The 24,686-nt window shown below is 38.7% G+C and carries 27 protein-coding genes; 18 read left to right on the top strand and 9 right to left on the bottom strand.

Translation table 11 applies throughout. From position 1 onward, the window contains the following. Positions 1–118 precede the first annotated feature (118 nt). On the top strand, positions 119–535 hold the full coding sequence (locus H4O18_RS12695) for a response regulator (RefSeq protein WP_187585145.1): 417 nt from the start codon (positions 119–121) through the stop codon (positions 533–535). Between the two features lie 50 nt (positions 536–585). Here H4O18_RS12695 and H4O18_RS12690 read toward each other — a convergent pair whose 3' ends face one another. The 6 genes from H4O18_RS12690 to H4O18_RS12665 form a co-directional block, all read right to left on the bottom strand. Further along, complete coding sequence (locus H4O18_RS12690; protein ID WP_187585143.1) at positions 586–1,431, bottom strand: substrate-binding domain-containing protein; 846 nt, start codon at positions 1,429–1,431, stop codon at positions 586–588. Between the two features lie 119 nt (positions 1,432–1,550). Beyond that, a complete protein-coding gene (locus tag H4O18_RS12685) occupies positions 1,551–2,432 on the bottom strand; it encodes a nucleoside phosphorylase (RefSeq protein ID WP_187585141.1) in 882 nt (293 codons plus the stop codon). A gap of 1 nt (position 2,433) precedes the next feature. Next, entirely contained in the window at positions 2,434–3,366 is a 933-nt protein-coding gene (locus H4O18_RS12680) for a DUF1835 domain-containing protein (RefSeq protein WP_187585139.1), read from the bottom strand. Between the two features lie 73 nt (positions 3,367–3,439). After that, positions 3,440–3,769, bottom strand: coding sequence for a translation initiation factor (locus tag H4O18_RS12675; protein ID WP_187585137.1), 330 nt, complete (start codon positions 3,767–3,769; stop codon positions 3,440–3,442). A gap of 110 nt (positions 3,770–3,879) precedes the next feature. Further along, positions 3,880–4,485 carry a DinB family protein gene (locus tag H4O18_RS12670; RefSeq protein WP_187585135.1) on the bottom strand — a complete coding sequence of 202 codons (606 nt, stop codon included), beginning with the start codon at positions 4,483–4,485 and terminating at the stop codon, positions 3,880–3,882. Positions 4,486–4,561: 76 nt separating this feature from the next. Next, positions 4,562–5,512, bottom strand: coding sequence for an isopenicillin N synthase family dioxygenase (locus H4O18_RS12665; RefSeq protein WP_187585133.1), 951 nt, complete (start codon positions 5,510–5,512; stop codon positions 4,562–4,564). Between the two features lie 128 nt (positions 5,513–5,640). On the opposite strand from H4O18_RS12665, the gene H4O18_RS12660 reads away from it, so the two are divergent. The 14 genes from H4O18_RS12660 (at position 5,641) to H4O18_RS12595 (ending at position 19,253) form a co-directional block, all read left to right on the top strand. Next, the gene (locus H4O18_RS12660) at positions 5,641–7,617 is read left to right on the top strand and encodes an alpha-ketoacid dehydrogenase subunit alpha/beta (RefSeq protein ID WP_246474251.1); all 1,977 of its coding nucleotides are present in this window, start codon (positions 5,641–5,643) and stop codon (positions 7,615–7,617) included. A gap of 33 nt (positions 7,618–7,650) precedes the next feature. Then, positions 7,651–8,742 (top strand): sensor histidine kinase, encoded by a 1,092-nt coding sequence (locus H4O18_RS12655; protein ID WP_187585131.1) that lies wholly within the window; start codon positions 7,651–7,653, stop codon positions 8,740–8,742. Between the two features lie 5 nt (positions 8,743–8,747). Beyond that, positions 8,748–10,085, top strand: coding sequence for a sigma-54-dependent transcriptional regulator (locus H4O18_RS12650; RefSeq protein ID WP_187585130.1), 1,338 nt, complete (start codon positions 8,748–8,750; stop codon positions 10,083–10,085). Between the two features lie 360 nt (positions 10,086–10,445). Continuing rightward, complete coding sequence (locus H4O18_RS12645; protein WP_187585128.1) at positions 10,446–11,729, top strand: Glu/Leu/Phe/Val family dehydrogenase; 1,284 nt, start codon at positions 10,446–10,448, stop codon at positions 11,727–11,729. 22 nt (positions 11,730–11,751) lie between these two features. Next, a complete protein-coding gene (locus H4O18_RS12640; RefSeq protein ID WP_187585126.1) occupies positions 11,752–12,171 on the top strand; it encodes a GreA/GreB family elongation factor in 420 nt (139 codons plus the stop codon). A 2-nt stretch (positions 12,172–12,173) separates the two neighbouring features. Continuing rightward, positions 12,174–12,551, top strand: coding sequence for a hypothetical protein (locus tag H4O18_RS12635; protein WP_187585124.1), 378 nt, complete (start codon positions 12,174–12,176; stop codon positions 12,549–12,551). Between the two features lie 353 nt (positions 12,552–12,904). After that, positions 12,905–13,402 (top strand): lipocalin-like domain-containing protein, encoded by a 498-nt coding sequence (locus H4O18_RS12630; RefSeq protein ID WP_187585122.1) that lies wholly within the window; start codon positions 12,905–12,907, stop codon positions 13,400–13,402. Between the two features lie 120 nt (positions 13,403–13,522). Beyond that, a complete protein-coding gene (locus H4O18_RS12625) occupies positions 13,523–14,218 on the top strand; it encodes a YiaD family glycine zipper/OmpA-like lipoprotein (protein ID WP_187585120.1) in 696 nt (231 codons plus the stop codon). 72 nt (positions 14,219–14,290) lie between these two features. Continuing rightward, on the top strand, positions 14,291–15,415 hold the full coding sequence (locus tag H4O18_RS12620) for an NAD(P)/FAD-dependent oxidoreductase (protein ID WP_187585118.1): 1,125 nt from the start codon (positions 14,291–14,293) through the stop codon (positions 15,413–15,415). After that, positions 15,412–16,119, top strand: coding sequence for a methyltransferase domain-containing protein (locus H4O18_RS12615; RefSeq protein WP_246474249.1), 708 nt, complete (start codon positions 15,412–15,414; stop codon positions 16,117–16,119). Before H4O18_RS12620 ends, H4O18_RS12615 begins: the two co-directional genes overlap by 4 nt. Before the next feature lie 10 nt (positions 16,120–16,129). Continuing rightward, the gene (locus H4O18_RS12610; protein ID WP_187585114.1) at positions 16,130–17,185 is read left to right on the top strand and encodes a type III polyketide synthase; all 1,056 of its coding nucleotides are present in this window, start codon (positions 16,130–16,132) and stop codon (positions 17,183–17,185) included. Between the two features lie 81 nt (positions 17,186–17,266). Continuing rightward, entirely contained in the window at positions 17,267–17,716 is a 450-nt protein-coding gene (locus H4O18_RS12605; protein ID WP_187585112.1) for a 3-hydroxyacyl-ACP dehydratase FabZ family protein, read from the top strand. Then, the gene (locus H4O18_RS12600) at positions 17,713–18,990 is read left to right on the top strand and encodes a beta-ketoacyl-[acyl-carrier-protein] synthase family protein (RefSeq protein ID WP_187585110.1); all 1,278 of its coding nucleotides are present in this window, start codon (positions 17,713–17,715) and stop codon (positions 18,988–18,990) included. Before H4O18_RS12605 ends, H4O18_RS12600 begins: the two co-directional genes overlap by 4 nt. Before the next feature lie 2 nt (positions 18,991–18,992). Next, the gene (locus tag H4O18_RS12595) at positions 18,993–19,253 is read left to right on the top strand and encodes an acyl carrier protein (protein WP_187585108.1); all 261 of its coding nucleotides are present in this window, start codon (positions 18,993–18,995) and stop codon (positions 19,251–19,253) included. Positions 19,254–19,258: 5 nt separating this feature from the next. Here H4O18_RS12595 and H4O18_RS12590 read toward each other — a convergent pair whose 3' ends face one another. Further along, a complete protein-coding gene (locus H4O18_RS12590) occupies positions 19,259–20,206 on the bottom strand; it encodes a TerC family protein (RefSeq protein WP_187585106.1) in 948 nt (315 codons plus the stop codon). A gap of 241 nt (positions 20,207–20,447) precedes the next feature. On the opposite strand from H4O18_RS12590, the gene H4O18_RS12585 reads away from it, so the two are divergent. Further along, positions 20,448–20,798, top strand: a complete 351-nt coding sequence (locus tag H4O18_RS12585) for a hypothetical protein (RefSeq protein ID WP_187585104.1) — start codon at positions 20,448–20,450, stop codon at positions 20,796–20,798. Between the two features lie 96 nt (positions 20,799–20,894). Here H4O18_RS12585 and H4O18_RS12580 read toward each other — a convergent pair whose 3' ends face one another. Both H4O18_RS12580 and H4O18_RS12575 read right to left on the bottom strand, forming a co-directional pair. Continuing rightward, positions 20,895–21,197: an HPF/RaiA family ribosome-associated protein gene (locus H4O18_RS12580; protein WP_187585102.1), complete on the bottom strand. Its 303-nt coding sequence runs from the start codon at positions 21,195–21,197 to the stop codon at positions 20,895–20,897. Positions 21,198–21,304: 107 nt separating this feature from the next. Then, the gene (locus H4O18_RS12575) at positions 21,305–22,855 is read right to left on the bottom strand and encodes a M20/M25/M40 family metallo-hydrolase (RefSeq protein ID WP_187585100.1); all 1,551 of its coding nucleotides are present in this window, start codon (positions 22,853–22,855) and stop codon (positions 21,305–21,307) included. A 170-nt stretch (positions 22,856–23,025) separates the two neighbouring features. Between H4O18_RS12575 and H4O18_RS12570 the strand changes: the two genes are divergently transcribed. Both H4O18_RS12570 and H4O18_RS12565 read left to right on the top strand, forming a co-directional pair. Further along, entirely contained in the window at positions 23,026–24,384 is a 1,359-nt protein-coding gene (locus H4O18_RS12570) for a DEAD/DEAH box helicase (RefSeq protein WP_187585098.1), read from the top strand. Positions 24,385–24,436: 52 nt separating this feature from the next. Continuing rightward, the gene (locus H4O18_RS12565; RefSeq protein WP_187585096.1) at positions 24,437–24,652 is read left to right on the top strand and encodes a VF530 family protein; all 216 of its coding nucleotides are present in this window, start codon (positions 24,437–24,439) and stop codon (positions 24,650–24,652) included. The last annotated feature ends 34 nt before the right edge of the window (positions 24,653–24,686 follow it).

Here is a 24,686-nt window from a genome sequence, read left to right as displayed (position 1 = left end):
TGATTTTTTTATCCAAAAGTGTTAATGTACTATTAACTAAATCTATATTTGTATTTTTTGTTAGATCTATTTAACATAATTTAAAAAAGCACATTTGATTTTAAAGATTAATAAGTTAATGAATTCTACTAGATTAAAATGGGTGTTATTGGTTGATGACGACGGAACGACCAATATGCTAAATAAACTTTTTTTAAAAAAACTAATTCCAGATCTAGAAATAGATACTGTTACGGACGGACATAGAGCTTTAGATTTCATAGAGAAAAATATTAATGATATAGATCCGGGAAGTTTTCTGTTGATACTGGATATTGAAATGCCAGTAATGGATGGATGGCAATTTTTGGAGGCTTTTAATATCCTTTTTAGACAAGAAGAAAAAGAAAAGATAGTTATAGCCGTATTAACTGCAAATGGATGTGAAGAAGTAACTTATAAGGCCTTGTCCAATCCCCAAGTCAAAGAGTGCCTACACAAACCTTTATCCGATATTAACTTTAGAAGCATAATTCAGTCCTATTTTTACGACTAGAGGTTAGCTGGGATGTAAATCAATATATTACTGGGTGCACTTAAATTTTTCTAATAAATTATCTCTGAACTAGGAACTATCCTTTCAATAAGTTTTAAGTCCTTTAAGGTGTTTTGTACCAATTCCAAATTGTGCTTACCAATATTCTTTTGTCCCCATTCCGTTAACGATAACCAATGTTGAATATCCTCCAACTGCTGGTTATAGGTATTGGCCAAAGTACGATCTATACTGGGTATTCGTTTAAAATCGGAAGTGTATACATTAATTATCTCCAGAATATGAGCCAAGGTACCAGGGTTTTCTGCCAAAAACTGGTCCGTTGCGGCAATTACAAAACAAGGCCATGGGGTAGGACAGTCTGTAATTCTTCTAAATATGCCTTGGTCCACCAACGGTTTTGTGGTGAATCTTTCCCACATAAAATAATCCGACTTACCTTCTGTTAAAGAAGCCACCGCACCATCCAGATTATTAATTACCTCAAATTTCAGATCTTTAGTAGCCCATCCCTGCTTTTGGGCATTTACGTAAGCCATTAAATGACTGCCACTGCCATATCTACTTATGGCTGCGGTCTTATTTTTTAAATCTTTTAGTGTGCTGTAGCCACTTTTTTCAGCCACGTGGATTCCCCATAAAAGGGGAGTAGCTATATATTCCTGTACTATTTTCGAAGGATTGCCCTCAGTAATACTTTTTACAATCCCTTCGGTCAGGATAATGGCCAGATCGGTTTCATTGTCCATTAACAATTGTGCCATTTTACCGGTGCCTTCTGGAATATCTTTCCATTGCAAGTTTATGCCCCTAGCTTCGAAAGCTCCTTCTTCGATTGCCAGCTGCCAAGGAAAATTAAAGTGTTCGGGAACACCAATAATATTTACATTTTTCAAATCAACTTTTTTTATATAGTTTGTCAACTTATCTCCAGGTGTTATTCACCAATTAACAGTTTAACTTTTATCGTAGATTGTACATGGTAAAACTTTTTTAATCAATAATTTAATAAATATTAATCGATAAATTCTTCTGCTATTTTGGTCATGGTAAACTTAATTAATTCGTCCATTGCCAAATCCGGTCTAGTAGAAAACTTACCATTGGGCCTGTTTGCAACAATACAGTTCAGGGATACAGCCCGATGCCCCAATAGTTTTGCCAAACCATAAATTCCTGAGGTTTCCATTTCCAAATTGGTGATGCGCTTGTCATCATAATTAAAGCTGGCCAATTTGGCGTTCATATTTTCATCTTCCAATTTTAGGCGTAAAATACGTCCTTGGGGGCCATAGAAGCCAACATTTGTAGCAGTAAATCCCAGTTGGATTTTGTCCGACATAAATCTTTGAGCCAGTGATTTGCCATAGGTAACCACATAAGGTGTGGATTTATCCTTAAGCCAATTGGTATGCTTTAAAAATGCTTGCTGTATCTGTGGGTGTTGAATATGTAAGCTGTCGTAAAAATGCAGTAGACCGTCCAGGCCAATAGCGTATTCGCTCATCAGAAAGGAATCTACGGGAATATCTGGTTGTATGGCCCCAGAAGTGCCGATTCGGATAATATCCAATTGCCTCTTGACCTTTTTTATAGTCCTCGTTTCAAAATCTATGTTTGCCAAGGCATCCAGCTCATTTAGCACAATATCTATATTGTCAGTGCCAACTCCAGTTGAAATTACGGTAATACGTTTATTGTTTATCCATCCGGTATGGGTAAGGAATTCGCGCTTTCCTTTTTTTAAGTCGATCTTATCAAAATATTGGGAAACGAGCTTTACCCTATCGGGGTCGCCAACAGTGATTACGGTATCTGCTAGGTCCTGGGGTAATATATTAAGGTGGTATACGCTTTTGTCTGCGTTAAGGATTAGCTCTGAAGAACCAAATTTCATTTTATAATTTTAGAATGCGGTCCGTTTCAGAGTTATATAGAAAATTATATTTTAATGCACCGCCCAAATAGGCATCATTTTCTTGGATACAGGAATAATAGCTGGTTTTACCATCCAAAATTTCCATACCTTTTTTAGAAAGTTTTACGGGGCTGAAATTAGTGAAGAGTGGCCTTAATTTGGTTATAACACGCTCGTATTGGGTGTCGCCAAAACCGTAACGGCCTTGATTTTTTAAAACCGTATTCAATAATTCCAGTTTGGTTTTAGGCTTGGCGCTACGGGCCAATCGCAAAATATTATTTTCTACTTCATTGAGGCCATTTCTAATAGTTGGAAATCTAAATAAATGGGCTTCTATAGCCCCGGAAAGGTGGGAAAATTGAAAACTGTCAAAGTCTTTTAGATTTTCCAATCTAATAGGGTTATCACTACAATACAATTGCCAAACATAATCGGCATATTCTATATCGTCTTGCGTTAAAAGAGTACGATTGGTGTAAAACTTGTGAAGTTGTTCATCCGCCAATTCCCCAAGTCCGAACAAATTATCCAAATTTTCGTCCTCATTACCGGATACCAAGGAAATTTCGGCATAAGGTCTATGTGTCTTTAGCCAACTTATTACGGCCAACATATTTATTTGATCAAATAAATCGTAATCGAACCATAGGACTATACTGTCTTCCTTCTTGTGATTACATAAGGTACGGTATTCTTTTAAAGTCTTATCAATGAACCAAGACTTGGATACTTTATAGTTTTTGTTTAAAAACTCAAACCTCGTTTTCCAGAATGATTCGCTCCCCACATTAGTTTCCGTCTTACCTTCGCACAGCATTTCGCGCCATGTAATAATTTCCCCGTCCAATTTCAGGGTTCTTAATTTTCCGGTGAACATGTCGCCGTTCGTAATGTGTAATTGGGAACTCATTGTAGTGGTGGTTTAGGTTGTGGCTAATAAATGTAGTGTTTTATCTTAAAATCAAAAAATAATTAACAAAAATCTAACCTCCAACGCGTTTTACCTTAAATCCTTTTTCCTGTAATATTTTCATTATTTTATCTCTATAATCCCCTTGTATTATAATAGAATCGTCTTTAAAGCTCCCGCCTACACTAAGCTTGGTTTTCAGCTCTTTGGCTAATTTTTTAAAATCCTCATCAGCTCCGGTGTACCCCTCTAAAATGGTAATGGGCTTTCCCTTCCTTTTTTCATACTTGCAAATGATGGGGGCCTCCTGTAACCAAATATCATTTTCAATACTCTTTTTTTGGTCGTCTTCCGATGGCGTGTGATCCGGAAATAGATTCTTTAATTGATCTTTTAAGTCCATTGTAAGTTCTAAAAATTATGCTAAAATAGTATTTCAAGGCAAAAATAAAAACCCATTCTTCGCAAAACTTCAATTTGTTGGAATGGGTTGTAAGTCTATAATTTCCCAATTTATTCCATTGGAAAATCCTCGTCATCCATTACTTCTTCCATTTGTTTTATATGTCTTTCCGTGTGGCCAGACATAAAAAGAAGAATTTGATAGGCATCAACGGTTCCAAACGGAAGCTGTTGATAGCGATTTCGCAGATCATCCTGGGTGCTTTTTACATAATCTATATGCTCCTTTCTTTTGAATTTGAATTCTGCGACTGTTTCTTCAAAACTACCGTATTTCCCTGATGGTTCAAAAGCCTCTCCTGTTTTTACTTTATTACTACGATCTTCAATCATGGCAATTAATTGTTCATCGGAGACTTTTACTTCAGAGCGTTTGGATGGATCCGCTTCATTGGCCAAAGTGGCTTGGAGCATACCAAAGATCATATTTTCGGAGATTGCGATATGTTCTGCACATTCCGCAATGGACCATGAGTCATCGGTTATTTTGTAGTTGAGCTGTGCCTCACTCAACCCCTCCAAGGTATTTAAAAAATGATCATGGGATTTTGTCATTTCTTTAACGGCAAATTCCCTCTCCGCATCTGTAAGGGTAGATTTAACTACCCCAAATGCTAAAACTGTCAATACAACAATTGATAAAATTAATTTTTTCATAGTGTCCATGTTGAAATGTTAATACTAAAGATTAATCACTACCTATGGCATAAATAAAGCATGGATTAATTTTAATCTACTTCGTTATTAAGCCCAGGTCTATCAGTCTTTCATGCAAAAAGTCCCCAGCGGTAATATCCTCAAATTGTTTTGGATGTTCGTCATCCACACAATTTCCCAAACAATTTAATGGCATTTCGCTAATGGGGTGCATAAAAAAGGGCACGGAATATCTGGAGGTGCCCCATAACTCCTTGGGAGGATTAACCACCTGGTGTATGGTGGATTTTAATTTATTATTGGTTAAACGGGATAGCATATCACCTACATTGATCATCAGTTGATCGGGTTTGGCTATGGCATCTACCCATTCTCCTTCATGATTTTTAACTTGAAGGCCCTTTCCATGGGCTCCCATTAAAAGGGTAATTAAGTTAATATCACCATGGGCCGCAGCTCTTACCGCATTTTTTGGTTCTTCCTTAATAGGGGGATAGTGAATAGGCCTTAAGATGGAGTTGCCATTTTTAATGTACTCATCAAAATAGGTTTCGTCGAGTTCCAAATGCAGGGCAAGCGCACGCAAAACATATTTTGCCGTTTTTTCCAACATTTTATAGGTTTTTTTGCCCGTCTCATCAAAATGATCCAACTCCTCGACCTTTACATTAGGGGGATATGCTTTTTCCAGTTTTGGGTTATTCTCTACATATTGTCCAAAATGCCAAAATTCCTTTAAATCGCCTTCCTTTCTTCCTTTTGCGTGTTCTTTTCCAAAGGATGTGTACCCCCTTTGCCCTCCAATGCCAGGAATTTCATATTTGTCTTTGACTTCCTGGGGAAGATTAAAAAAATTCTTTATTTCGGTATAAAGGTCCTCGACCAATTTTTCGGACAAAAAATGACCGCTCAAAGCCACGAAACCAATGTCCTCAAAGGCACTGCCTATTTCCTTTATAAATTTTTCTTTTCTTTTTTTATCGCCGGATATGAAATCTTCAAGATTTACACTGGGTATTGCGTTCATCAACCTTATTTTTTATTACCTCAAAGTTAATAAATATATAGGCAATCTTATTGAAAAAATATTCGACTTTGTTTTTCCGATTTGTTACATTTATAAATTAATATCGACAAAAAGTATAAAAACATAACATGCAATATAAAGGCGATAGTGTTGATAAGGCCATGCAATTAAAACTTTATCAACGAATGTTAAAACCCCGTTTGATTGAGGAAAAAATGTTGATTCTCCTTCGCCAAGGGAAAATTTCGAAATGGTTCAGTGGTATTGGCCAAGAAGCGATATCTGTCGGAGTGGCAAGTGCTTTGACCCCAGACGAGTATATATTGCCCATGCACCGTAACTTAGGGGTTTTTACTACGAGGAACATTCCCTTGCACAGACTTTTTTCCCAATGGCAGGGAAAAGCCAATGGCTTTACCAATGGCAGGGATAGAAGTTTTCATTTTGGGACCCAGGAGTATAGAATTGTGGGGATGATTTCCCACTTGGGCCCCCAGTTGGGTGTAGCGGACGGGATTGCACTTGCAGACCTTCTTAAAAACAATAAAAGGGTTACTGCAGTTTTTACAGGAGAGGGAGGCACTAGTGAGGGCGATTTCCATGAGTCGTTAAACCTTGCTGCTGTGTGGAATTTGCCTGTATTGTTTTGTATTGAAAATAACGGGTATGGTCTGTCTACACCAACAAATGAACAATATAAATGTGAAAATTTGGCGGATAAGGGTCCAGGCTACGGAATGGAATCGCATATTGTGGACGGAAACAATATACTGGAAGTGTTTTCTATGGTTGATGAGATTTGCAAAAGTATGCGCAAAAATCCAAGACCTGTTCTGTTGGAATTTAAAACGTTCAGGATGCGAGGCCATGAAGAGGCGAGTGGGACCAAGTATGTACCCCAGGAATTATTGGACGCTTGGGAGGAAAAAGATCCAATCGTAAATTTCGAAAAATTTCTGTTGGACGAAAAGATTCTTTCCGCACATTTGATAGAAACCCTTAAAAATGAAATTTATGCTGAAATCGACTATGATTTAAAGAAGGCTTTTTCGGAGCAGGAAATAGAGGTAGATCAAACCAAAGAGTTAGGGGATGTTTATAAAGTATTTGACTATCAGCAACATAACCATAGTTCCGCCACCAGTAACATTAGATTGATAGATGCCGTGTCCCAAGGACTGAAACAATCCATGGATAGGCATGATAACCTTGTTGTTATGGGCCAGGATATTGCGGATTATGGAGGTGTATTTAAAATTACGGAGGGTTTTGTGCAAACCTTCGGGAAAGAGCGGATTAGAAATACCCCTATATGTGAATCAGCTGTGGTTTCCGCGGCCATGGGGCTCTCTATAAACGGAGTGAAATCGGTAATGGAAATGCAATTTGCAGATTTTGTGAGTACGGGGTTTAATCCAATCGTAAACTATTTGGCAAAGGTGCATTACCGCTGGGGAGAAAATGCCGATGTAGTCATAAGGATGCCCTGCGGTGCCGGTGTAGGTGCTGGGCCTTTTCACTCCCAGACCAACGAGGCCTGGTTTACCAAGACCCCAGGCTTAAAAGTGGTATATCCAGCGTTTCCCTATGATGCCAAAGGTCTTTTGGCCACTTCCATAAACGACCCCAATCCAGTATTATTTTTTGAGCACAAGGGACTTTACAGGAGTATTTATCAAGAAGTGCCAGAGGATTATTACACCTTGCCTTTTGGTAAAGCTGCCATCTTAAAAGAAGGCTCGGATATTACCGTAGTTAGTTATGGACTAGGAGTACATTGGGCCTTGGATGCATTAAATGAGAATCCAGATATTAAGGCCGATCTGTTGGATCTAAGAACCTTACAGCCCATGGATATGGATGCTATTTATACCTCCGTACAAAAGACCGGCAAACTCATTATCCTACAGGAAGATAGTCTGTTTGGGGGAGTAGCAAGTGATATTTCAGCCTTGGTAATGGAAAACTGTTTTAAATTCTTGGATGCTCCAGTTATGCGGGTAGCCAGTTTGGAGACCCCAATTCCATTTGCCAAAAATTTGGAAAATAATTATTTGCCAAAAGCGCGATTTGTAAATGAGCTATTTAAGTTGTTGGCCTATTAAAGGTTTTCTAGAAATAAAATATCTATAATACAGATGATTTCAGCGGAAGAAAAGCTCAAGGAGCGAATTAAGGAGCTTACTTGTTTATATGAGGTAACTTCCATTATTGTTAATTGTGACTATGACCAAATTGAAGACGCCCTAAAAGGTATTCTATATTGTTTGCAGAAGGCTTGGCGTTTCAGCGATGTAGCACAAGTAAAACTCTTCACGGACCAGTATAATATAGCAACGGCAGATTACCCCGTTGATGCTGTTTTCTTGGAAGCCAATGTGCAAGTATTTAATAAGAAAGTTGGGGAAATACATGTGGCTTATCCCAAGCCAGAATACAAATTAACCGATTTTTTGCAGGAAGAAAAAAAATTGCTGAAAAACGTATGTCTGGAAGTAGGTAATCTTTTGGAGAGAAAGCAAATAAAGGACAATGAGATAATTATAAAACGTCAAATGGAAAGAGCGGACCGCCTAGGGATTTTAGGCGAAATTACCGCTGGTATTGCCCATGAGCTAAATACCCCTTTGGCGAATATACTGGGTTTTGCAGAATTATTAAAAACGCGGATAGCCGAGGACACTCAAGCTAATAAGGACCTGGATAAAATTATAAATAGTGCCATATTCTCCAGGGAGGTGGTTAAAAAATTAATGTTCTTTGCTTGTGAGATGCCCCAACAAATGACTTTGGTGAATATAAACCCAATAATTGTCAATGCCATTAATTTAATGGAACCAAGTCTTAACAAAAAGAAAATTGTACATGAACTCAATTTTAATGCACCATCTATATTTCTAAGGGTAGATACCATTCAATTGACCCAGGTTATTTTTAATTTGATTCTAAATGCAATATATTTTTCACCGGTCAAGGGAAAAATTCTGATCGATGTAAAGGAAACCGATGATAAGGTAGAAATAAGAATATCGGATGAAGGACCTGGAATTGACCCAAAAATCAGTGATAAGATCTTTGAACCCTTTTATAGTACCAAGCCTGTTGGAGAAGGCTCTGGATTGGGTTTAAGTGTTGTACACGGTATAGTTAAAAGTCATAAAGGCGTTATAAGCTATAGGTCCAACAAACCTAAAGGGACTATATTTACCATTGCTTTTCCAAAAATTTAAAAAATATGGGTTTTAATAAAGAAAATGTACTGATCGTAGATGATGATGTAAATATACTGGAGCTCATTCATAGACACCTACAATCCTTTAATTACCATACTTACAAAGCGGTCTCTGTTAAGGAAGCCCTGATTATCCTAAAAGATTCCAAAATAGACCTTTTGATCACAGATCTTAAGATGCCCGATGTAGATGGATTGCAATTGGTTAAATACGTGTCCGAACATTATCCAAAGCTACCAAAATTGGTCGTTACGGGTTATCCATCGGTTGATGATGCCTTGAGTGTGATAAAATCGGGGGCTTTGGATTACTTGGTAAAACCTTTTACCAAGGAGGAATTAAGGCAAGCAGTCATAAAATCGTTCTCGCACAATTCTGTCAATAAAGACCGTTCCAATAATAATAATAGAACCTCTAAAAATAATAATGTTGGTGATTATGGTGAGCTAATAGGGGAGTCCCAGGCCATACAAAAGGTGACCGATATTGTAGATAGGGTGAAAGACAATAAGGCTACGGTATTGATTCAAGGGGAAAGTGGTACAGGAAAAGAATTGGTGGCCAGATCTGTGCATTATACGGGGAAATTTTCCAGATCCCCTTTTGTAGCAGTGAATTGTGGTGCTATTCCCGAAAGTCTTTTGGAAGCCGAGCTTTTTGGTTACGCCAAAGGAGCTTTTACCGGTGCCGATGAAAACCGAAACGGATTTTTCCAAGCCGCCGACAAGGGCACGCTTTTTTTGGATGAAATAGGCAATGCCTCACTTTCTGTCCAATCCAAATTGTTAAGGGCTCTTCAGGAAAAAGAGGTGGTAAAAGTAGGTTCCCAAAAAATAGAAAAAATAGATATCCGAGTCATTGCAGCTACTAACAGTAATTTGTACTCCCAAGTACAGAAGAAATTGTTCAGGGAAGACCTTTATTACAGATTAACCGTGGTGGAAATAAATGTTCCATCGCTCAAGGAGCGCAAAGAGGACATACCTCTATTGGTTGAGAAGTTTTTGTTCAAATACGGGGTGGAGTATAAGGATAGGTTGGTTACTATTGCTCCTGAAGCCCTAGCGCTCTTGAAACGTTACCCGTGGCCGGGAAATATTAGGGAGTTGGAAAACGTAATTCAAAGAGCGGTAATTATGTGCGATAGAAGAATAGAAATAGAAAATTTACCGGATAATTTGAAGTATAAAATAGATTTTCCCGAAGATGATTTGCTGCCGTTGAGGGAAGTTGAAAAAAGGCACATCCTAAAGGTCCTGGAGGCAACCGGCCATAATAAATCCAAGGCAGCGGAAATTCTACAGATCGATCGCAAAACGCTGCGTCAAAAAATTCAATAATTCCATTTTTTTTAGTGGGGAAATATTACCCATCTGGGGAAAATATCCCTGAATTATATTTAAGTAGTTTTCATTAAATGCAGGTCAATTTGTTGATTTGTAGTTACTTACGTGTTTTGTATTCACTATCCATATTTTTTGGCATTCTAGTTGCCTTCAACCTAATTCTAAATTACACTGCTATGCGAGATGAAACTAGTTTATGTCCGAGTTGTGAGTATTTTAAAACTTGTGTACTCACCAAAAACAAGACCCATATTTGGCAATGCAACGAATATGAATCAGCGGATTCAGGAATGGTAGGCAATAGAGGTCAATTGGTTTTTAAAAGTCAAGTAAGATTATTCTAAATAGAATTTTATGATTACAAAGTCAAAAATAGAGTCGAAACAAGGCATGTTGGAAAACGTGATGCGTCAATTCAACCATGCTGCCGATATTATTAATTTAAACAGTAATATTAGAAAAATACTAAGTATTACCAATAATGAACTGCTTATACATTTCCCTGTTAAAATGGATGATGGGGATGTTGAGGTTTTTACAGGCTACCGAGTACAGCACAATAACGCCTTGGGGCCATATAAAGGTGGACTTCGCTATCATCCTACGGTAGATATAGATGCGGCCAAGGCTTTAGCTATGTGGATGACCTGGAAAACCTCCTTGGCAGGGCTGCCCTATGGTGGGGCAAAAGGAGGAATACAGATTGATCCTTCCAAATATTCCAATGCGGAATTGGAAAGGATTACAAGAAGATTTACATACGCTTTGGGCGATAATATTGGTCCAGAGCATGATATTCCGGCACCGGATGTGAACACCAATTCACAGACTATGGCCTGGATCGTGGATACGTATATGTCCACAAAATCTCCGGCCGAAAGGTCTAAGAATCAGCACGTGGTTACGGGAAAACCCTTGGGTTCCGGAGGATCGGAAGGTAGGGATAGGGCTACAGGCTATGGAGTTTTTCTGAATATAAAATTATGGGCCGAAAAGAAAAAAATTGACCTAAAGAACAAGAGGTTCATAGTACAAGGTTTTGGTAATGTTGGTTATTGGACGGCCCATTTCCTGGAGAACGAGGGAGCTAAATTAGTGGGTGTACAGGATGCCTATGGCAGCATTACAAATGGTGAGGGCATTGCAGTTTCCACATTGTTCCAGTATATGCAAACTAACAAAGGCAGCATAATGGGCTATAGCTCAGCGGAAGCCATTGATAAAGATCAATTTTTTGAATTGGATTGCGATATCTGTATACCAGCGGCCTTGGGCAATCAAATCACAGCCGAAAATGCAGGAAAGATCAAGGCTTTTTTAATTGCCGAGGGTGCCAATGGTCCTACGGATGTGGAAGGCGAGGAAATTTTGCTTAAAAACGGCGTTGGAATAATACCGGATATTCTCTGTAACTCGGGCGGTGTCATAGGTAGTTATTTCGAATGGCTACAGAATAGAAATGGGGAGCTATGGCAATTGGAGGAAGTGTTGTTCAAGTTGGAAAAGAAAATGAAGGAAGTCTTTGAAAAGGTATATGAGATGGCCGAAAAAAGAGACGGGGATATGAGGACAGCAGCCTATATCATCGCTATAGAAAGAATAGAAAAGGCCTATGTTCAAAGAGGAATATTTCCATAAATTATTATAAAATCACAATATTATGAAGTACGGAAATTTAGTGCTGGAAGAGAAGGAATTTGTCCTTTTAAAGCGTTTGGTAAATGTATCTGGGTTTTATACCGATAACACCTATAAGAATTCCATTAATAAGCTAACCGAGGAGTTAACGTCCGCAGTAGTTTATAATGAGGAGGAAATGCCAAAAGATGTTATTAGGTTTAATTCAATGGTAACTATCCAGGCCGTCAACGGATGGTCCAAACAATTTCAGTTGGTAATTCCATCACAAGGAGATTTTAAAAATAGTAAAATATCCATTTTAACCCCTATGGGTGCTGCAGTTATTGGTTATGCCAAGGGGGACGATATTATCTGGGAGTTTAGAAATGGGGAACAAACCCTTAAGGTTGCCGATGTAAAGCAACAACATAGCACGATTAACTCTGATATCTTGTTGTAATTATGGAGGTATTTTATGAACATGATTCGGATGATAGGTTAATTGCCAAAAAAGATGCACTGGAGTTAAACAACTGGATTGTTCATCTAGTTGGCAATGGAGAGGAACTTGTGATATTAATAAATATAGCGAAGAAGTTGTCCAATGGCGAGGACATGGTTAATAAACTAAATGAATTGGCCCTGGAAAACAAATTGCATTTGGGCGTTTTTTATAAATATAAGAATTCCATGGTGAATTTACATGAATGTGAAGATATGGAGTGTGATATATACTATATAAACAAGCATGAGGAGTACCGCAATTTATATGCGTCTATTTTGGAGTCTTTTCACAAATTAAAAGAAGAATTATATACGATGATATTGGTGGAATTATAATGTTGGTTGTTAACAGTCTGTTTGTTGGTTTTAATATTAGAGTTTTGACTGTTAATGCACAAGGGAAAGCAATGCTTTCCCTTGTTTTTTTTAGAAAGAATACCGTTTTCCTACTTCATAGGCCAAGCAGATGGAATCTTCTACTTTTTTGACTAAACGCGCTTCGGTAAAGTCAATAAAATTTCTTTTGGAGCAAACCCATTGTTCCCATTTACAATAGTTTTGAAAATAATATTTTAGGAAAGAGTACTGTGCTTTAAGGTTTTAGTTTTTATGTTCACATTATTAGAACTTGACACATACTTTTATTCCAGTTTCAACGTATATATGTTCAAATAATAAATATGAAAATTATGCATTTAAAAAAGGTTATATTATTGCTAGTGTTTACAGCTGGTCTTGTTACCTCCTGTTCCGTTTCCAAGGCGGCCAGACAGGATAGGAATGTTTTAAGTGGTAATTGGGTTTTAAACAATGTTTCCTATCAAGGAAGTCAGGGGAAATTTAAATCCGTATTATTTAATGACGCCGATGCCTCTTGTTTTGAGGGCAGTACCTGGTTTTTTAGAAATAATAACAGTACTGGTAGCTACATGTTGGGAAACGGTAGTAATTGTGATGGGGCAGAGCGCTTTATCCGTTGGTCTGTTGTTGACAGGGAAGGCATGACGAGTCAATTGCAATTTAAATTCATTGATGATAAATACAAGGATATATCCGGGGGTCTAGGATATAGGTTGGACATTGAACTGCTAAGCGAACAACAAATGAGGTTGACCTCAAAAGTTACTGTTGAGGGACAACCGTTGACTGTGGTATACGACTTTTCAAAAAACGACCAAAATTTATAAACAACAATATTGAAGACACCTTCACACGGATATCGGGACAAGTGGCGATTGGCATAGTTTCTGTATAGATGGAGGTATGAGACCCTAATAATAGGGACTAACATTAAATAATAAATTCAGATGAAAAAAATAATAGTAAGTAGTTTAAGCATTATAATGATTTTAGCTACATTCAGTAGCTGTCAGGCAGTTAAGAACACCAACCATAAGCAAAGAGGTGCAGCAACGGGTGCTGCCGGTGGCGCAGTTATTGGTGGTGTTTTGGGTAACAATGTAGGAAAGGGTGGTAATACTGCTTTGGGTGCCATAATTGGAGCTGTGGTAGGTGGTGTTGCCGGTGGTTATATAGGTGATCGAATGGATCGCCAGGCCGAACGTATAGAGGAAGAAATTCCAGGTGCAGAAGTTACTAGGGTTGGTGAAGGAATAAATGTAACTTTTAATGAGGATGCAGGTGTGTATTTCGATACCAACAAATCTGATGTTAAAGGTACTTCCGCTTCAACATTGGACAGATTGGTTGGTATTTTGAAAGAATATCCTGACACCAATATTTTAGTTGAAGGTCATACCGATAGTGCGGGACCAGATGATTACAATTTAAATCTATCCAAGCAACGGGCACAGTCTGTGACCAATTACCTAACTAGCAACGGAATCTCCAAAAATAGATTAACTACTGCTTGGTATGGTGAATCCCAGCCTAAAGCTGATAACAGCACCACTGCCGGAAAAGCTAAAAACCGTAGGGTAGAATTGGTGATTGTAGCCAATGAGGCTTTGCAACAAGAAGCGCTTATGAAAGCCAAAAAATAAAAACGGCTTACACTTATATAAAACCCGGCGATATTCGTCGGGTTTTTTGTTTATTTTCTGTACCTTTTCTTAATGGATTCTTTTGATGTTATAATTGTTGGAGGAGGTCTGGCCGGATTAACGGCTGCCATTCATTTGAAACTAAAAAACTACAATGTGGCGGTTTTTGAAGCTAGGCAATATCCCCATCATAAGGTTTGTGGAGAGTATGTTTCCAACGAAGTATTGCCATATATGGCATTTTTAGGGGTTTTGTTGCCACGAACAGTTCAGATCAATAAAATGTTGTTTAGTACCGTAAATGGTAAAACATTGAAGGCTCAATTGCCATTAGGCGGCTTTGGTATTAGCAGGTATACTTTTGATAACGCTTTATATATAAGGGCAATTGCCTTGGGGGTTTTTGTTATTCCCGAAAATGTAACCTCAGTGGAATTTGAAAATGACAGCTTTGGAGTTTTTACAGCGTCGGGGAAAAAATATACGGGAAAATTTGTGATTGGCGCTTATGGTAAAAGAGGGATTTTGGACAAAGAATTACAGCGCGAATTTATACAAAAAAAGTCCCCCTGGTTGGGGGTGAAAGCCCATTATAAGTTAGATTCCTTTCCTGATAATCTGGTGGCGATCCATAATTTCAGAGGCGGTTACGGCGGTCTGTCCAAGACAGAGAGCGGTGCTGTTAATTTCTGTTATCTGGTTTCCTATGATAGCTTTAAAAAAGAGAAGGATGTTGATAGTTTTAATCAGAATGTTATTGCTAAGAACCCCTATTTGAATAATTTTCTAGATAATGCCGAGATGCTATTTGATCAACCACTGGCCATAGGGCAGATTTCATTTCACAAAAAAAAACCTGTGGAAGAACATATCCTTATGTGTGGAGATACCGCGGGCTTAATACATCCCTTGTGCGGGAATGGTATGGCTATGGCGATTCATAGTGCAAAAATGGCCTCGGAATCATTGGATGTTTTTTTTAGGAATGGTTCTGTAAATCGGCATCAATTGGAAAGTGACTATGAAAGGCAGTGGAGACAAATGTTTTCCAGGAGGCTATGGTTGGGCAGGCAGCTTCAAAGGGCTTTACTGAACGAAAAAGTCTCATATATGGCTATGGGTATAATGGCAAAGTCTCCATATATGGTGAATATGCTAATTAAGAATACCCATGGACAATTAATTGAATGCGAATGAATTTTTCGAGCCGTAGTTGTGAGAGGGAGCTAATGGATGATCCCAATTTGGATTCCTTGCTTTTGCAGGAGGTTTATGCGGACATAAATATGGTCAATAAGGTTTTAAAAGGTTTCTACCTTTCTCTGAGAGCTATAAATAGTATCATCGAAGATAACCATCAGAATTCCTATACCATTTTAGATATGGGTTGTGGGGATGGGGCCATGTTGAGAGAAGTTGCTTCTTATTTTAAGGGTAGGTCCTTTGATTTAAATCTGATTGGGATCGATTTAAATTCAAGGTCCATTCAACTCGCTAAAGAGAATTCCAAGGAATACCCCAATATAAGATTCTTGGAACAGGATATCCTTGCGTTGGAACCCAACAAACTACAATGTGATATTCTTCTTTGCACCTTGACCATGCATCATTTTGATTCCGAGAAAATTCCTATTTTTCTTAATCAATTTGTAAAACTGAGCAGATTGGGGGTCGTTATAAATGATTTACACAGAAGTAAAGTGTCCTATTATCTTTATAAACTCTTTAGCCTTATTTTTATGAAAACAAAGATTGCTAAGCATGATGGCTTAGTTTCCATAAAAAGCGCATTTACGAAAATGGATTTAGTAGCTTTTTCCATTAATCTACCCAATTTAGAACACCATATAAGTTGGAGATGGGCGTTTCGATATTTATGGATTATACGTGTTAAGGAATAAAATACACCATATGAGTGAAACCAAGATAGTTACGGTTACCAAAGCATTACCGGAATACAGCAGAAACACCAAGGATATTTTGCCTTTTGTGGAAGAATGGATGAAGGGTCAGGATACGCGGTTTCAGCGAAAAGTACTTAAAATTTTTGAAGGGGCGGCAGTAGATAAACGATACAGCATTATGAGTCCAGAAGAGGTTTTTGGAGTAACCTCTTTTGAAGAGAAAAATAATGTTTACATCCGAGAAGTTAGGAAACTGGGAAGGACGGTATTGGAGCAGGCCCTAGTCAAAAGCGGTTGGAGTCCGGACAGTCTGGATTATATTATAACAGTTAGTTGTACTGGAATCATGATTCCTTCTTTGGACGCCTACCTTATAAATGATTTAGATCTTAGGCATGATATTATCCGTTTGCCCGTTACGGAGATGGGCTGCGCGGCAGGTATTTCAGGTCTAATTTATGCTAGTAATTTTCTTAAATCCAATCCCGGAAAGAGAGCGGCCATAGTTGCTGTTGAAAGTCCCACCGCTACATTTCAACTCAATGATTATTCTATGGCAAATGTAGTAAGTGCCGCAATTTTTGGCGACGGAGCGGCATGTGCGTTGGTTTCCTCGGAAAAAGAAGCAATCGGTCCCAGGATTGTCGGCGAAGAAATGTATCATTTTACGGATGCTACGCAGCTGATGGGTTTTGATTTGACCAATACGGGACTAAAAATGATTTTAGATCCCCTTGTGCCACAAGTTATTTCCGAACATTTCCCCGATATTGTTCATCCTTTTTTGAAGCGCAATGGTAGTTCTATTGAAAAAGTCGACCATTTAATATTTCACCCAGGGGGAAAGAAAATTGTGGAGACTGTGGAAAGCCTCTTTGGTAAATTGGGCAAGAATTTGGACGATACCCGAGAAACGCTCCGATTGTATGGCAATATGAGCAGCGCAACTGTGCTTTATGTTTTGGAGCGCTTTATGGATAAAGGTATTCCTAAGGGGGAGCAAGGTTTGTTGCTGAGTTTTGGCCCTGGATTTTCTGCCCAACGGATATTGTTGGAATGGTAATCGAGGCTTAAATTGATGGGTTTTAGATTGGTGATACTTGTCCATAAAATTAAAGTGATAGTTTAAATAAAGTGAATTTAAATGTTATATATCAATAATATAATTAAAAAATTGCCATACACCGATCCTTTTTTATTTGTTGACGGACTTCAATCGGTAACGGAAAACACTATTGAAGGTAGCTACACTTTTAAAAAGGATGAGTTTTTTTATATGGGACACTTTAAGGAGCATGCTGTTACTCCTGGAGTAATTCTGACCGAATGTTGTGCGCAGATCGGTTTGGTATGTTTGGGGATATACTTGTTGGATGGTCAAGAAGAAACTACCGGGAATTTTCAAGTGGCCCTAAGTAGTTCCGAGATGCAATTTTTATTACCGGTTTATCCTTTGGAAAAAGTAACGGTAAAATCGAATAAGGTTTATTTTAGATTTAATAAATTGAAATGCGAAGTGAAGATGTATAATCAACAAGCTCAGTTGGTTTGCAAGGGGGTGTTGTCCGGGATGCTAAAGAATAGTGATATATGAACACGCGTGTAGTGGTAACTGGACTTGGTGTATGTGCTCCCAATGGGGTAGGCTTGTATAATTTTTATGATTCACTGCAAAGCGGAGCAAGTGGAATTACATTTCATCAGGAGTTGGCGGACTTGGGCTTCGGATGTCAAATCGCCGGGAAGCCTGAAATATCTGAAAGTTTAAAAGAATCCTACTTTACACCTTTACAGCTTAAGGGTTTGAATTCAAGTGGCGTGGTTTATGGGGTCATGGCGGGAACTGATGCGTGGATGGATGCTGGTTTGGGCAAGGCAAATAAGGATAAACCCGATTGGGACAGTGGTATTATATTTGGCACTGGAATTTTGGGAATAGACAAGCTCAGGGAATCTATTTATTTAATAGATGACAATAACACCAGGCGTTTGGGCAGTAATTCCGTTATGCAGACCATGGCCAGTGGCATAAGTGCTTATCTGGGAGGGATTTTGGGATGCGGGAATCAAGTGACCACCAATTCATCGGCCTGTGCAACAGGGACAGAGGGGGTTATTATGGGATTGGAACGTATTAGGTCAGGAAAGGCCAAGAAGATGTTGGTTGGGAGTTGTAATGACAGTGGCCCATATATTTGGGGTGGCTTCGACGCCATGCGCATACTTCCTTCCAATTATAATGATGACCCAGAGGAAGCCAGCAGGCCAATGAGTGCCACAGCAGCGGGTTTTGTCCCAGGAAGTGGGGCAGGAGCTTTGGTTTTGGAGTCCCTGGGTAGTGCCCTGGATAGGGGAGCCAAGATTTACGCAGAAGTTCTAGGTGGTGCAGTAAACAGTGGTGGACAGCGTGGCGCAGGGAGTATGACGGCGCCGAATAGTGAGGCGGTCCAACGCTGTATTTTAGATGCATTGTCCGATGCCGGAATAGAGAGGTCAGAGGTGGATGTAATTAATGGCCATTTAACCGCGACCTCCAAGGATGCTGAAGAAATAAAAAATTGGAGTGAGGCTTTAAAGCGCTCAGGTAAGGATTTCCCGTTTATAAATTCTACAAAGGGAATGGTAGGTCATTGTCTGGCTGCAGCGGGAAGCGTTGAATGTGTAGCAAGTCTATTGCAATATAGAGCGGGGGTGGTCTTTGGTAATCGAAACTGTCAAGATATACATCCCGATATCCTGAAATTGGTGGATGTTTCCCAAATTCCGCGAAAAACGATTGCGCATAGACCAAAAATAATTGCAAAAGCAAGTTTTGGGTTTGGAGATGTAAATGCCTGTATTATCTTTAAGGAATATAAAAAGAGGTAATTATGGTTGATAATGATGAACGTTTGGCCAGACTCAAGGAAATCGTTAAAACATATCTCCCTGAAGATGTTCCAATTGAGGCCGTAGAGGAAGAGAGCAATTTTGTAACAGAACTGAATATTAATTCCGCCCATTTGGTAGATATTATCCTAGATCTAGAGGATACTTTTGGTATCCGATTGGAGAATGAGGATATGGATAAAATGCAAACAGTAAGGGATGCTCTTAATATTATAGACCTAAAATTATTGGATAAAAAATAAGAGGTTTATTTTGTAGCCTTGTCCTCCGGAATAAGCAAAGAGGTGATTATGCCAACAATCAAGGATACCGATATTACCGTCAGGGAAACCCACTCAGGGATTTCGATATGATGGGTGAAAAGCATTTTTAAACCCACAAAGGCCAGTATAACCACCAGGCTATAATTTATATACCTGAACTTTTCAAGCATTCTGGAAATTAAGAAATACATAGATCTTAAACCTAGTATTGCCAAAATATTGGAGCTAAAAACAATAAAAGGGTCTGCCGTAATAGCTAAAATTGCGGGAATGCTATCCAATGCAAACAGTATGTCCGTTAATTCTATGATTACCAGGGCAACAAAGAGTGGCGTGGCGGCAGTGACCCCCATGCGCTTTACAAAGAAATCATGGCCATTTAAGGTTGCTGTTATGGGGTATATCTTTTTTAGCCTCTTGAAAACGAAAGAGTTTTTTGGATCAAATTTACTTTCGTCCGATCTTAACATCTTAAAGGCGGTATACAACAGGAAGACTCCAAAAACATAAATCACCCATTCGAATTTCGTAATAAGGGCAACGCCGAATACTATCATTAAGGCCCTAAATACAATGGCGCCCAAAATGCCCCAGAACAATACCCTATGTTGGTAAATGGGCGGAATCTTAAAGGCACCGAAAATTACTGCAATTACGAAGACATTATCTATACTCAGAGACAATTCTATGAGATAGCCGGTTATGTATTTTAAAACTGCATTATTGGGTGTTAATCCTGTGGGGTTATCTATTAGGCCGCTGGAGAATAACCAGTAAATCACACCACTAAAACTGAAGGCAACAGTGACCCAGATTGCGGTCCATATACTGGCTTCCTTGGTTTTGATAACATGTTCATGTTTATGGAAAACGCCTAAATCCAGTGCTAAAAATATAATAATCAGAACAATAAAGGATCCCCAAATTAACATAGTCAGAATGATTTTAAGACACAAATGTAAGTATCATTTTTAAATCCTAATAGGTACTAAACCAATCTTTTTAAATTGATAATTGCCGCCTCGTTTTTCAACATGGAAGCACTGTAAATGAAGGTTTTATGAAAAAAAATCGGTAGGACGTTCAAAAACACTATATAAGGCATGTAAAATCTGAATTGAGGGTTTAGTTTGGCGAAAAATTGTTATAAATTAGAGGGAACTCTATTTGGGAATGATGAAGAAGGGAATTTACAGTGCTGTGTTGGTGCTCTTTATGGGATTTTTCCTAATGGAAGGTTATGCCCAATCCGTAGAAAAAGATAGTGTAGGGCAGAGGTTAAAAGTGGAAAAATGGACCATATTGGAAGAGTATGAGCCAGAAATGATATTGTCTGCCCAAGACAGGATCAATTTAAAGAAAAAACGTATCGTTGAAGCTAAAAGAAGAAAGGGTGTTTTGGATACCCTGGATATTTCAGACCGCAAAAGAAAAAAACTATTAAAGGATTTATATAAAAACCCATTTTCCGATCGATTGATGAAAACCCTTGCAGATGCTAAATTTGAAGACGCTGAGGATTGAACAAATTGAATTTTCTATTACCAAATAGTTAATATAAAATGCCCTAGAAAAGACTTTGAGTTTTTCTAGGGCATTTATGTTATTATGGGCTAAGTGCTAATGGGTTTTCATCTTGCCTTTTCTTTTTTCCAATTGTCTTTCAAGTTCTTCCACGGAAGCGGCGATGCCCATTTCAAATTTACCATTGTTGGATTCTGCGAATAATCTTGGGCCCGGAGCACTGAGTCTAATATTACAAATTAACCCTGTATTGGGGGAAGAGGTGTTCTCTTTTTTAAAGAAAACGTCGGCACGCACTATAAAATCATATTTATCTTCTAATTTTTCTAACTTCTTGGTAGCCAATTCCTCTAAACGGGCACTCGCTTTTACATCATCATATTCAAAATTGATAGTCATATTTAAGTGATTTTAGGTTAACAAATCCAGGTTGAATCTGGTTTCAATTCTAGAAATTAAGTTAGGCTTTATTTTTTACAAACCAAAGGGAAATCTATGGTAAATTCTTACAATCCTCCCTTTCGGTTAGGGGAGCGTTGGGACGGCCAAGTGCCTTGTTCCCCTGTTTTTTTGTTTATGGGCAATACCCTTCGTTCCCGGGAGGCCATATCAGGATCTTCACTGGCCATATAGGTCAATATTGCCGTTAGAAGTACATTGTTCTTAACATCGTCAAAAATTATCTTATCGTAAGTATCTCTGTTCGTGTGCCAAGTATAACTCCCATAGGACCAATTTAAAGAACTAAGTCCGAATGCCGGAGCGCCTGCTGCTATAAAGGAGGCATTGTCCGATCCTCCACTAGCGGGCATTCCGGGAAATGTAGTTTCTATGTGTTGTGTTACCTCGTCAGGAACAGCGGATAGCCACCTGGAGATATAATCATAGGATTTCAAAAAACCACCTCCGGATATTTGTACGACCCTTCCTGTTCCATTATCCTGGTTAAAAACTGCCTGGATATTGCCCACTATTTCCGGGTGATCTTCCACATAGGCTCTTGAGCCATTCAGTCCTTGTTCCTCGCTTCCCCAATGCCCTACCAGGATGGTTCTTTTAGGATTTGGGTATAATTTTTTAAGTACTCGCATGGTTTCCATCATTACCAATGTTCCGGTTCCATTATCCGTGGCTCCGATACCACCATCCCAAGAATCAAAATGTGCGGATAGAATAACATATTCATTTGGTTTTTCGGAACCTTTAATCTCTGCAATGGTGTTGAACGTAGGTACGGCTCCCAGTTCCTTGGATTCAGCTCTAATGCTGATTTTAGGTCGATCTTTATACTCTACCAATCTATATAGCATGGTATAGTCTTCCAATTCTAGATCTATGGTGGGGATTTTCTCCGTGCTAGCACCAAAAATTTTATTGGCGCCAAATCCTTTGGACCAATAGGAGGTTACTATTCCAGAAGCTCCCGCTTTTTCCAATGCTAATGGCAGGGATCGTCGGTCGTATCCGGTGCGTTGCATATTCTGTGACCATTCATCTTCATATAAATCCCGTTCTTTTTTCATTTTTTCAAAGGACTCGGGCGTTGCAAATTCTTCCCAATTGTAATCTGGTCTCCCTGTGGGTTCCTTCATTGAAATCATTACCAATTTGCCTTTAACAGTTGGTAGCCACTTGTTGAATTCATTGGAATCTGCTATAGTGGGCAAAACAACCAATTCCGCAGTAACACCTTTTTTGCCAGTGCTGGGACTCCATGCCAGTTGGGTGCCTTTTAAGGTCTGGATTCTTGGATATACCATGTCTATATGTGTAATTCCACGTTCCCAACCCCGCCATTCTCCCCATTGTTCATTATGGGCAGGGATGCCCCAACCGTTATATTTTCTAATGGCCCAATCATGTGCCTGTTGCATCTGCGGCGTACCTACCAGTCGGGGACCAATGACATCCAGTAATTCGTGTGCCAAAACTTCCAATTGCGAATTTTGTTTGACCTCCCGTTCTATATCGCTCACGAGCTGATCATTAATTTGGGTAAATCCGGTCTGTGTAAAGCAAATGAAATAAAGGATTAATAGTAAGTAGGCTTTTTTCATTTTTAAAATTTTAGATTAGTCTGCGGGTTCAAAATAATAATTATCCCAAAGTTAAACCCACGAATTAAGTTTTAATTAAGAATCTATTTTCTACCTTGATTTTGTTCAAGATATTCCACAACGGCAATTATGAAGATTATAAACTTTATCTTTGAAAAAAAATATAGGGAATGAGCACTTTTGCCGATTTTAATATAACAAACCAACTACAATATGCCATTGAGGATTTGGGCTTCACAATCCCAACTCCGATTCAGCGGGAAGCATTTTCGGTAATCATGTCTGGTAAGGATATAGTGGGTATTGCGCAAACGGGAACTGGTAAAACTTTTGCCTATATGTTGCCTCTTTTGCAAGACTTGAAATACTCCAAACAGCTAAACCCTAGAATATTGATATTGGTGCCCACAAGGGAGTTGGTCTTGCAGGTTGTAGCCAATATAGAGGCATATTCCAAATACATGAGTGTAAGGGTCTGCGGAATTTATGGTGGGGCAAATATAAATACTCAGAGGCAGGCCGTTGCCCAAGGATGTGATGTTTTGGTAGCTACCCCAGGTAGGTTATACGACCTTACTTTGGATAGGACTGTTAAACTTAGGGATATCAAGAAATTGGTTATCGATGAGGTGGATGTTATGTTGGATCTTGGCTTTCGTTTTCAAATCACCAATATTTTTGAATTAATGCCACAAAGACGGCAGAATATAATGTTTTCCGCTACAATGACGGAAGAAGTGGCCCAATTGATAGAAGACTTTTTTATTGCTCCGGAAAAAATTTCAATAGCTGTTAGTGGAACACCATTGGAGAATATTGAACAAGTTGCTTATGCCGTTGAAAATTTTTATACCAAAGTAAACCTATTGGCTTATTTGATTAAGGATAAAACAATCTTTAGAAAAGTATTGGTGTTTGTGTCCAATAAAAGAAGCGCCGACAGGTTGTTTGAAGCTTTGAAGGAGGAATTTGGAGATGAGGCGGCAATAATTCACTCCAATAAAACTCAGAATTATAGAATAAGATCGATCAAGCAGTTTGATGAAGGTAAAAACAGAATACTGGTTTCTACAGATGTAATGTCCAGGGGTTTGGATTTGGATGAAATAACCCATGTAATCAATTTTGATACTCCCACTTTTCCCGAGAACTATATGCATCGTATAGGTAGGACCGGAAGGGCGGAGAAAAAAGGGAACTCCATTTTAATGTATACCGAGAAGGAAGAGGGGTGTAAAGATGCTATTGAAAAATTAATGGATTATGATATTCCTTTGTTGACTTTCCCTGCGGCAGTAAAAATATCCGAGGAACTGGCTCCGGAGGAGCGACCTAAAAATTTGGAACACAACAACCCTGTTAGTGCTGCCGAAACGGATGCTCGTGGCGCTGCCTTTCATGAGAAATCGGAAAAGAATAAAAAGATAAACCAAGGAGGATCCTACAAAAGGGAAATTGCAAAAAAATATAAGAAGCCCTTAACAAGGGGAGATAAAACATTTTCCAAGAAAAATAAAAAAAGAAAATAGTGCACACTAAAATTCAAGTGTATACATATATTTATATAATGCTTTACTTTAAATGAATAACAATAATAATCCTTTACACGGAATTACTTTGGCGGTCATGTTGGAGTCGCTTGTAGCCCATTATGGATGGGAAGAAATGGGTGCTAGAATTAATATCCGTTGTTTTAATCATGACCCTTCCATAAAATCCAGTTTAAAATTTTTAAGACGGACCCCTTGGGCGAGGGAAAAGGTGGAGCAATTATACCTGAGGTCCATAAAGCAGTAATCGATTAATGGGTATCGGGGGTAAACACGGGCCT

This window comes from Arenibacter arenosicollis, assembly GCF_014397245.1.
In the GTDB taxonomy this organism is placed as follows: Bacteria; Bacteroidota; Bacteroidia; order Flavobacteriales; family Flavobacteriaceae; genus Arenibacter; species Arenibacter arenosicollis.
Note: the sequence above shows the minus strand (reverse complement) of the source record. Positions and strands in the feature narration are given on the sequence as shown.

Coding starts and splice junctions, on each gene's coding strand:
- H4O18_RS12580 (WP_187585102.1), bottom strand. CDS start 21,197: ATGACTATCAATTTTGAATATGATGATGTAAAAGCGAGTGCCCGTTTA.
- H4O18_RS12605 (WP_187585112.1), top strand. CDS start 17,267: ATGTTATATATCAATAATATAATTAAAAAATTGCCATACACCGATCCT.
- H4O18_RS12680 (WP_187585139.1), bottom strand. CDS start 3,366: ATGAGTTCCCAATTACACATTACGAACGGCGACATGTTCACCGGAAAA.
- H4O18_RS12635 (WP_187585124.1), top strand. CDS start 12,174: ATGGAGGTATTTTATGAACATGATTCGGATGATAGGTTAATTGCCAAA.
- H4O18_RS12565 (WP_187585096.1), top strand. CDS start 24,437: ATGAATAACAATAATAATCCTTTACACGGAATTACTTTGGCGGTCATG.
- H4O18_RS12675 (WP_187585137.1), bottom strand. CDS start 3,769: ATGGACTTAAAAGATCAATTAAAGAATCTATTTCCGGATCACACGCCA.
- H4O18_RS12585 (WP_187585104.1), top strand. CDS start 20,448: ATGATGAAGAAGGGAATTTACAGTGCTGTGTTGGTGCTCTTTATGGGA.
- H4O18_RS12665 (WP_187585133.1), bottom strand. CDS start 5,512: ATGAACGCAATACCCAGTGTAAATCTTGAAGATTTCATATCCGGCGAT.
- H4O18_RS12685 (WP_187585141.1), bottom strand. CDS start 2,432: ATGAAATTTGGTTCTTCAGAGCTAATCCTTAACGCAGACAAAAGCGTA.
- H4O18_RS12590 (WP_187585106.1), bottom strand. CDS start 20,206: ATGTTAATTTGGGGATCCTTTATTGTTCTGATTATTATATTTTTAGCA.
- H4O18_RS12640 (WP_187585126.1), top strand. CDS start 11,752: ATGAAGTACGGAAATTTAGTGCTGGAAGAGAAGGAATTTGTCCTTTTA.
- H4O18_RS12650 (WP_187585130.1), top strand. CDS start 8,748: ATGGGTTTTAATAAAGAAAATGTACTGATCGTAGATGATGATGTAAAT.
- H4O18_RS12575 (WP_187585100.1), bottom strand. CDS start 22,855: ATGAAAAAAGCCTACTTACTATTAATCCTTTATTTCATTTGCTTTACA.
- H4O18_RS12670 (WP_187585135.1), bottom strand. CDS start 4,485: ATGAAAAAATTAATTTTATCAATTGTTGTATTGACAGTTTTAGCATTT.
- H4O18_RS12655 (WP_187585131.1), top strand. CDS start 7,651: ATGATTTCAGCGGAAGAAAAGCTCAAGGAGCGAATTAAGGAGCTTACT.
- H4O18_RS12695 (WP_187585145.1), top strand. CDS start 119: ATGAATTCTACTAGATTAAAATGGGTGTTATTGGTTGATGACGACGGA.
- H4O18_RS12615 (WP_246474249.1), top strand. CDS start 15,412: ATGAATTTTTCGAGCCGTAGTTGTGAGAGGGAGCTAATGGATGATCCC.
- H4O18_RS12645 (WP_187585128.1), top strand. CDS start 10,446: ATGATTACAAAGTCAAAAATAGAGTCGAAACAAGGCATGTTGGAAAAC.
- H4O18_RS12660 (WP_246474251.1), top strand. CDS start 5,641: ATGCAATATAAAGGCGATAGTGTTGATAAGGCCATGCAATTAAAACTT.
- H4O18_RS12620 (WP_187585118.1), top strand. CDS start 14,291: ATGGATTCTTTTGATGTTATAATTGTTGGAGGAGGTCTGGCCGGATTA.
- H4O18_RS12600 (WP_187585110.1), top strand. CDS start 17,713: ATGAACACGCGTGTAGTGGTAACTGGACTTGGTGTATGTGCTCCCAAT.
- H4O18_RS12570 (WP_187585098.1), top strand. CDS start 23,026: ATGAGCACTTTTGCCGATTTTAATATAACAAACCAACTACAATATGCC.
- H4O18_RS12610 (WP_187585114.1), top strand. CDS start 16,130: ATGAGTGAAACCAAGATAGTTACGGTTACCAAAGCATTACCGGAATAC.
- H4O18_RS12595 (WP_187585108.1), top strand. CDS start 18,993: ATGGTTGATAATGATGAACGTTTGGCCAGACTCAAGGAAATCGTTAAA.
- H4O18_RS12630 (WP_187585122.1), top strand. CDS start 12,905: ATGCATTTAAAAAAGGTTATATTATTGCTAGTGTTTACAGCTGGTCTT.
- H4O18_RS12625 (WP_187585120.1), top strand. CDS start 13,523: ATGAAAAAAATAATAGTAAGTAGTTTAAGCATTATAATGATTTTAGCT.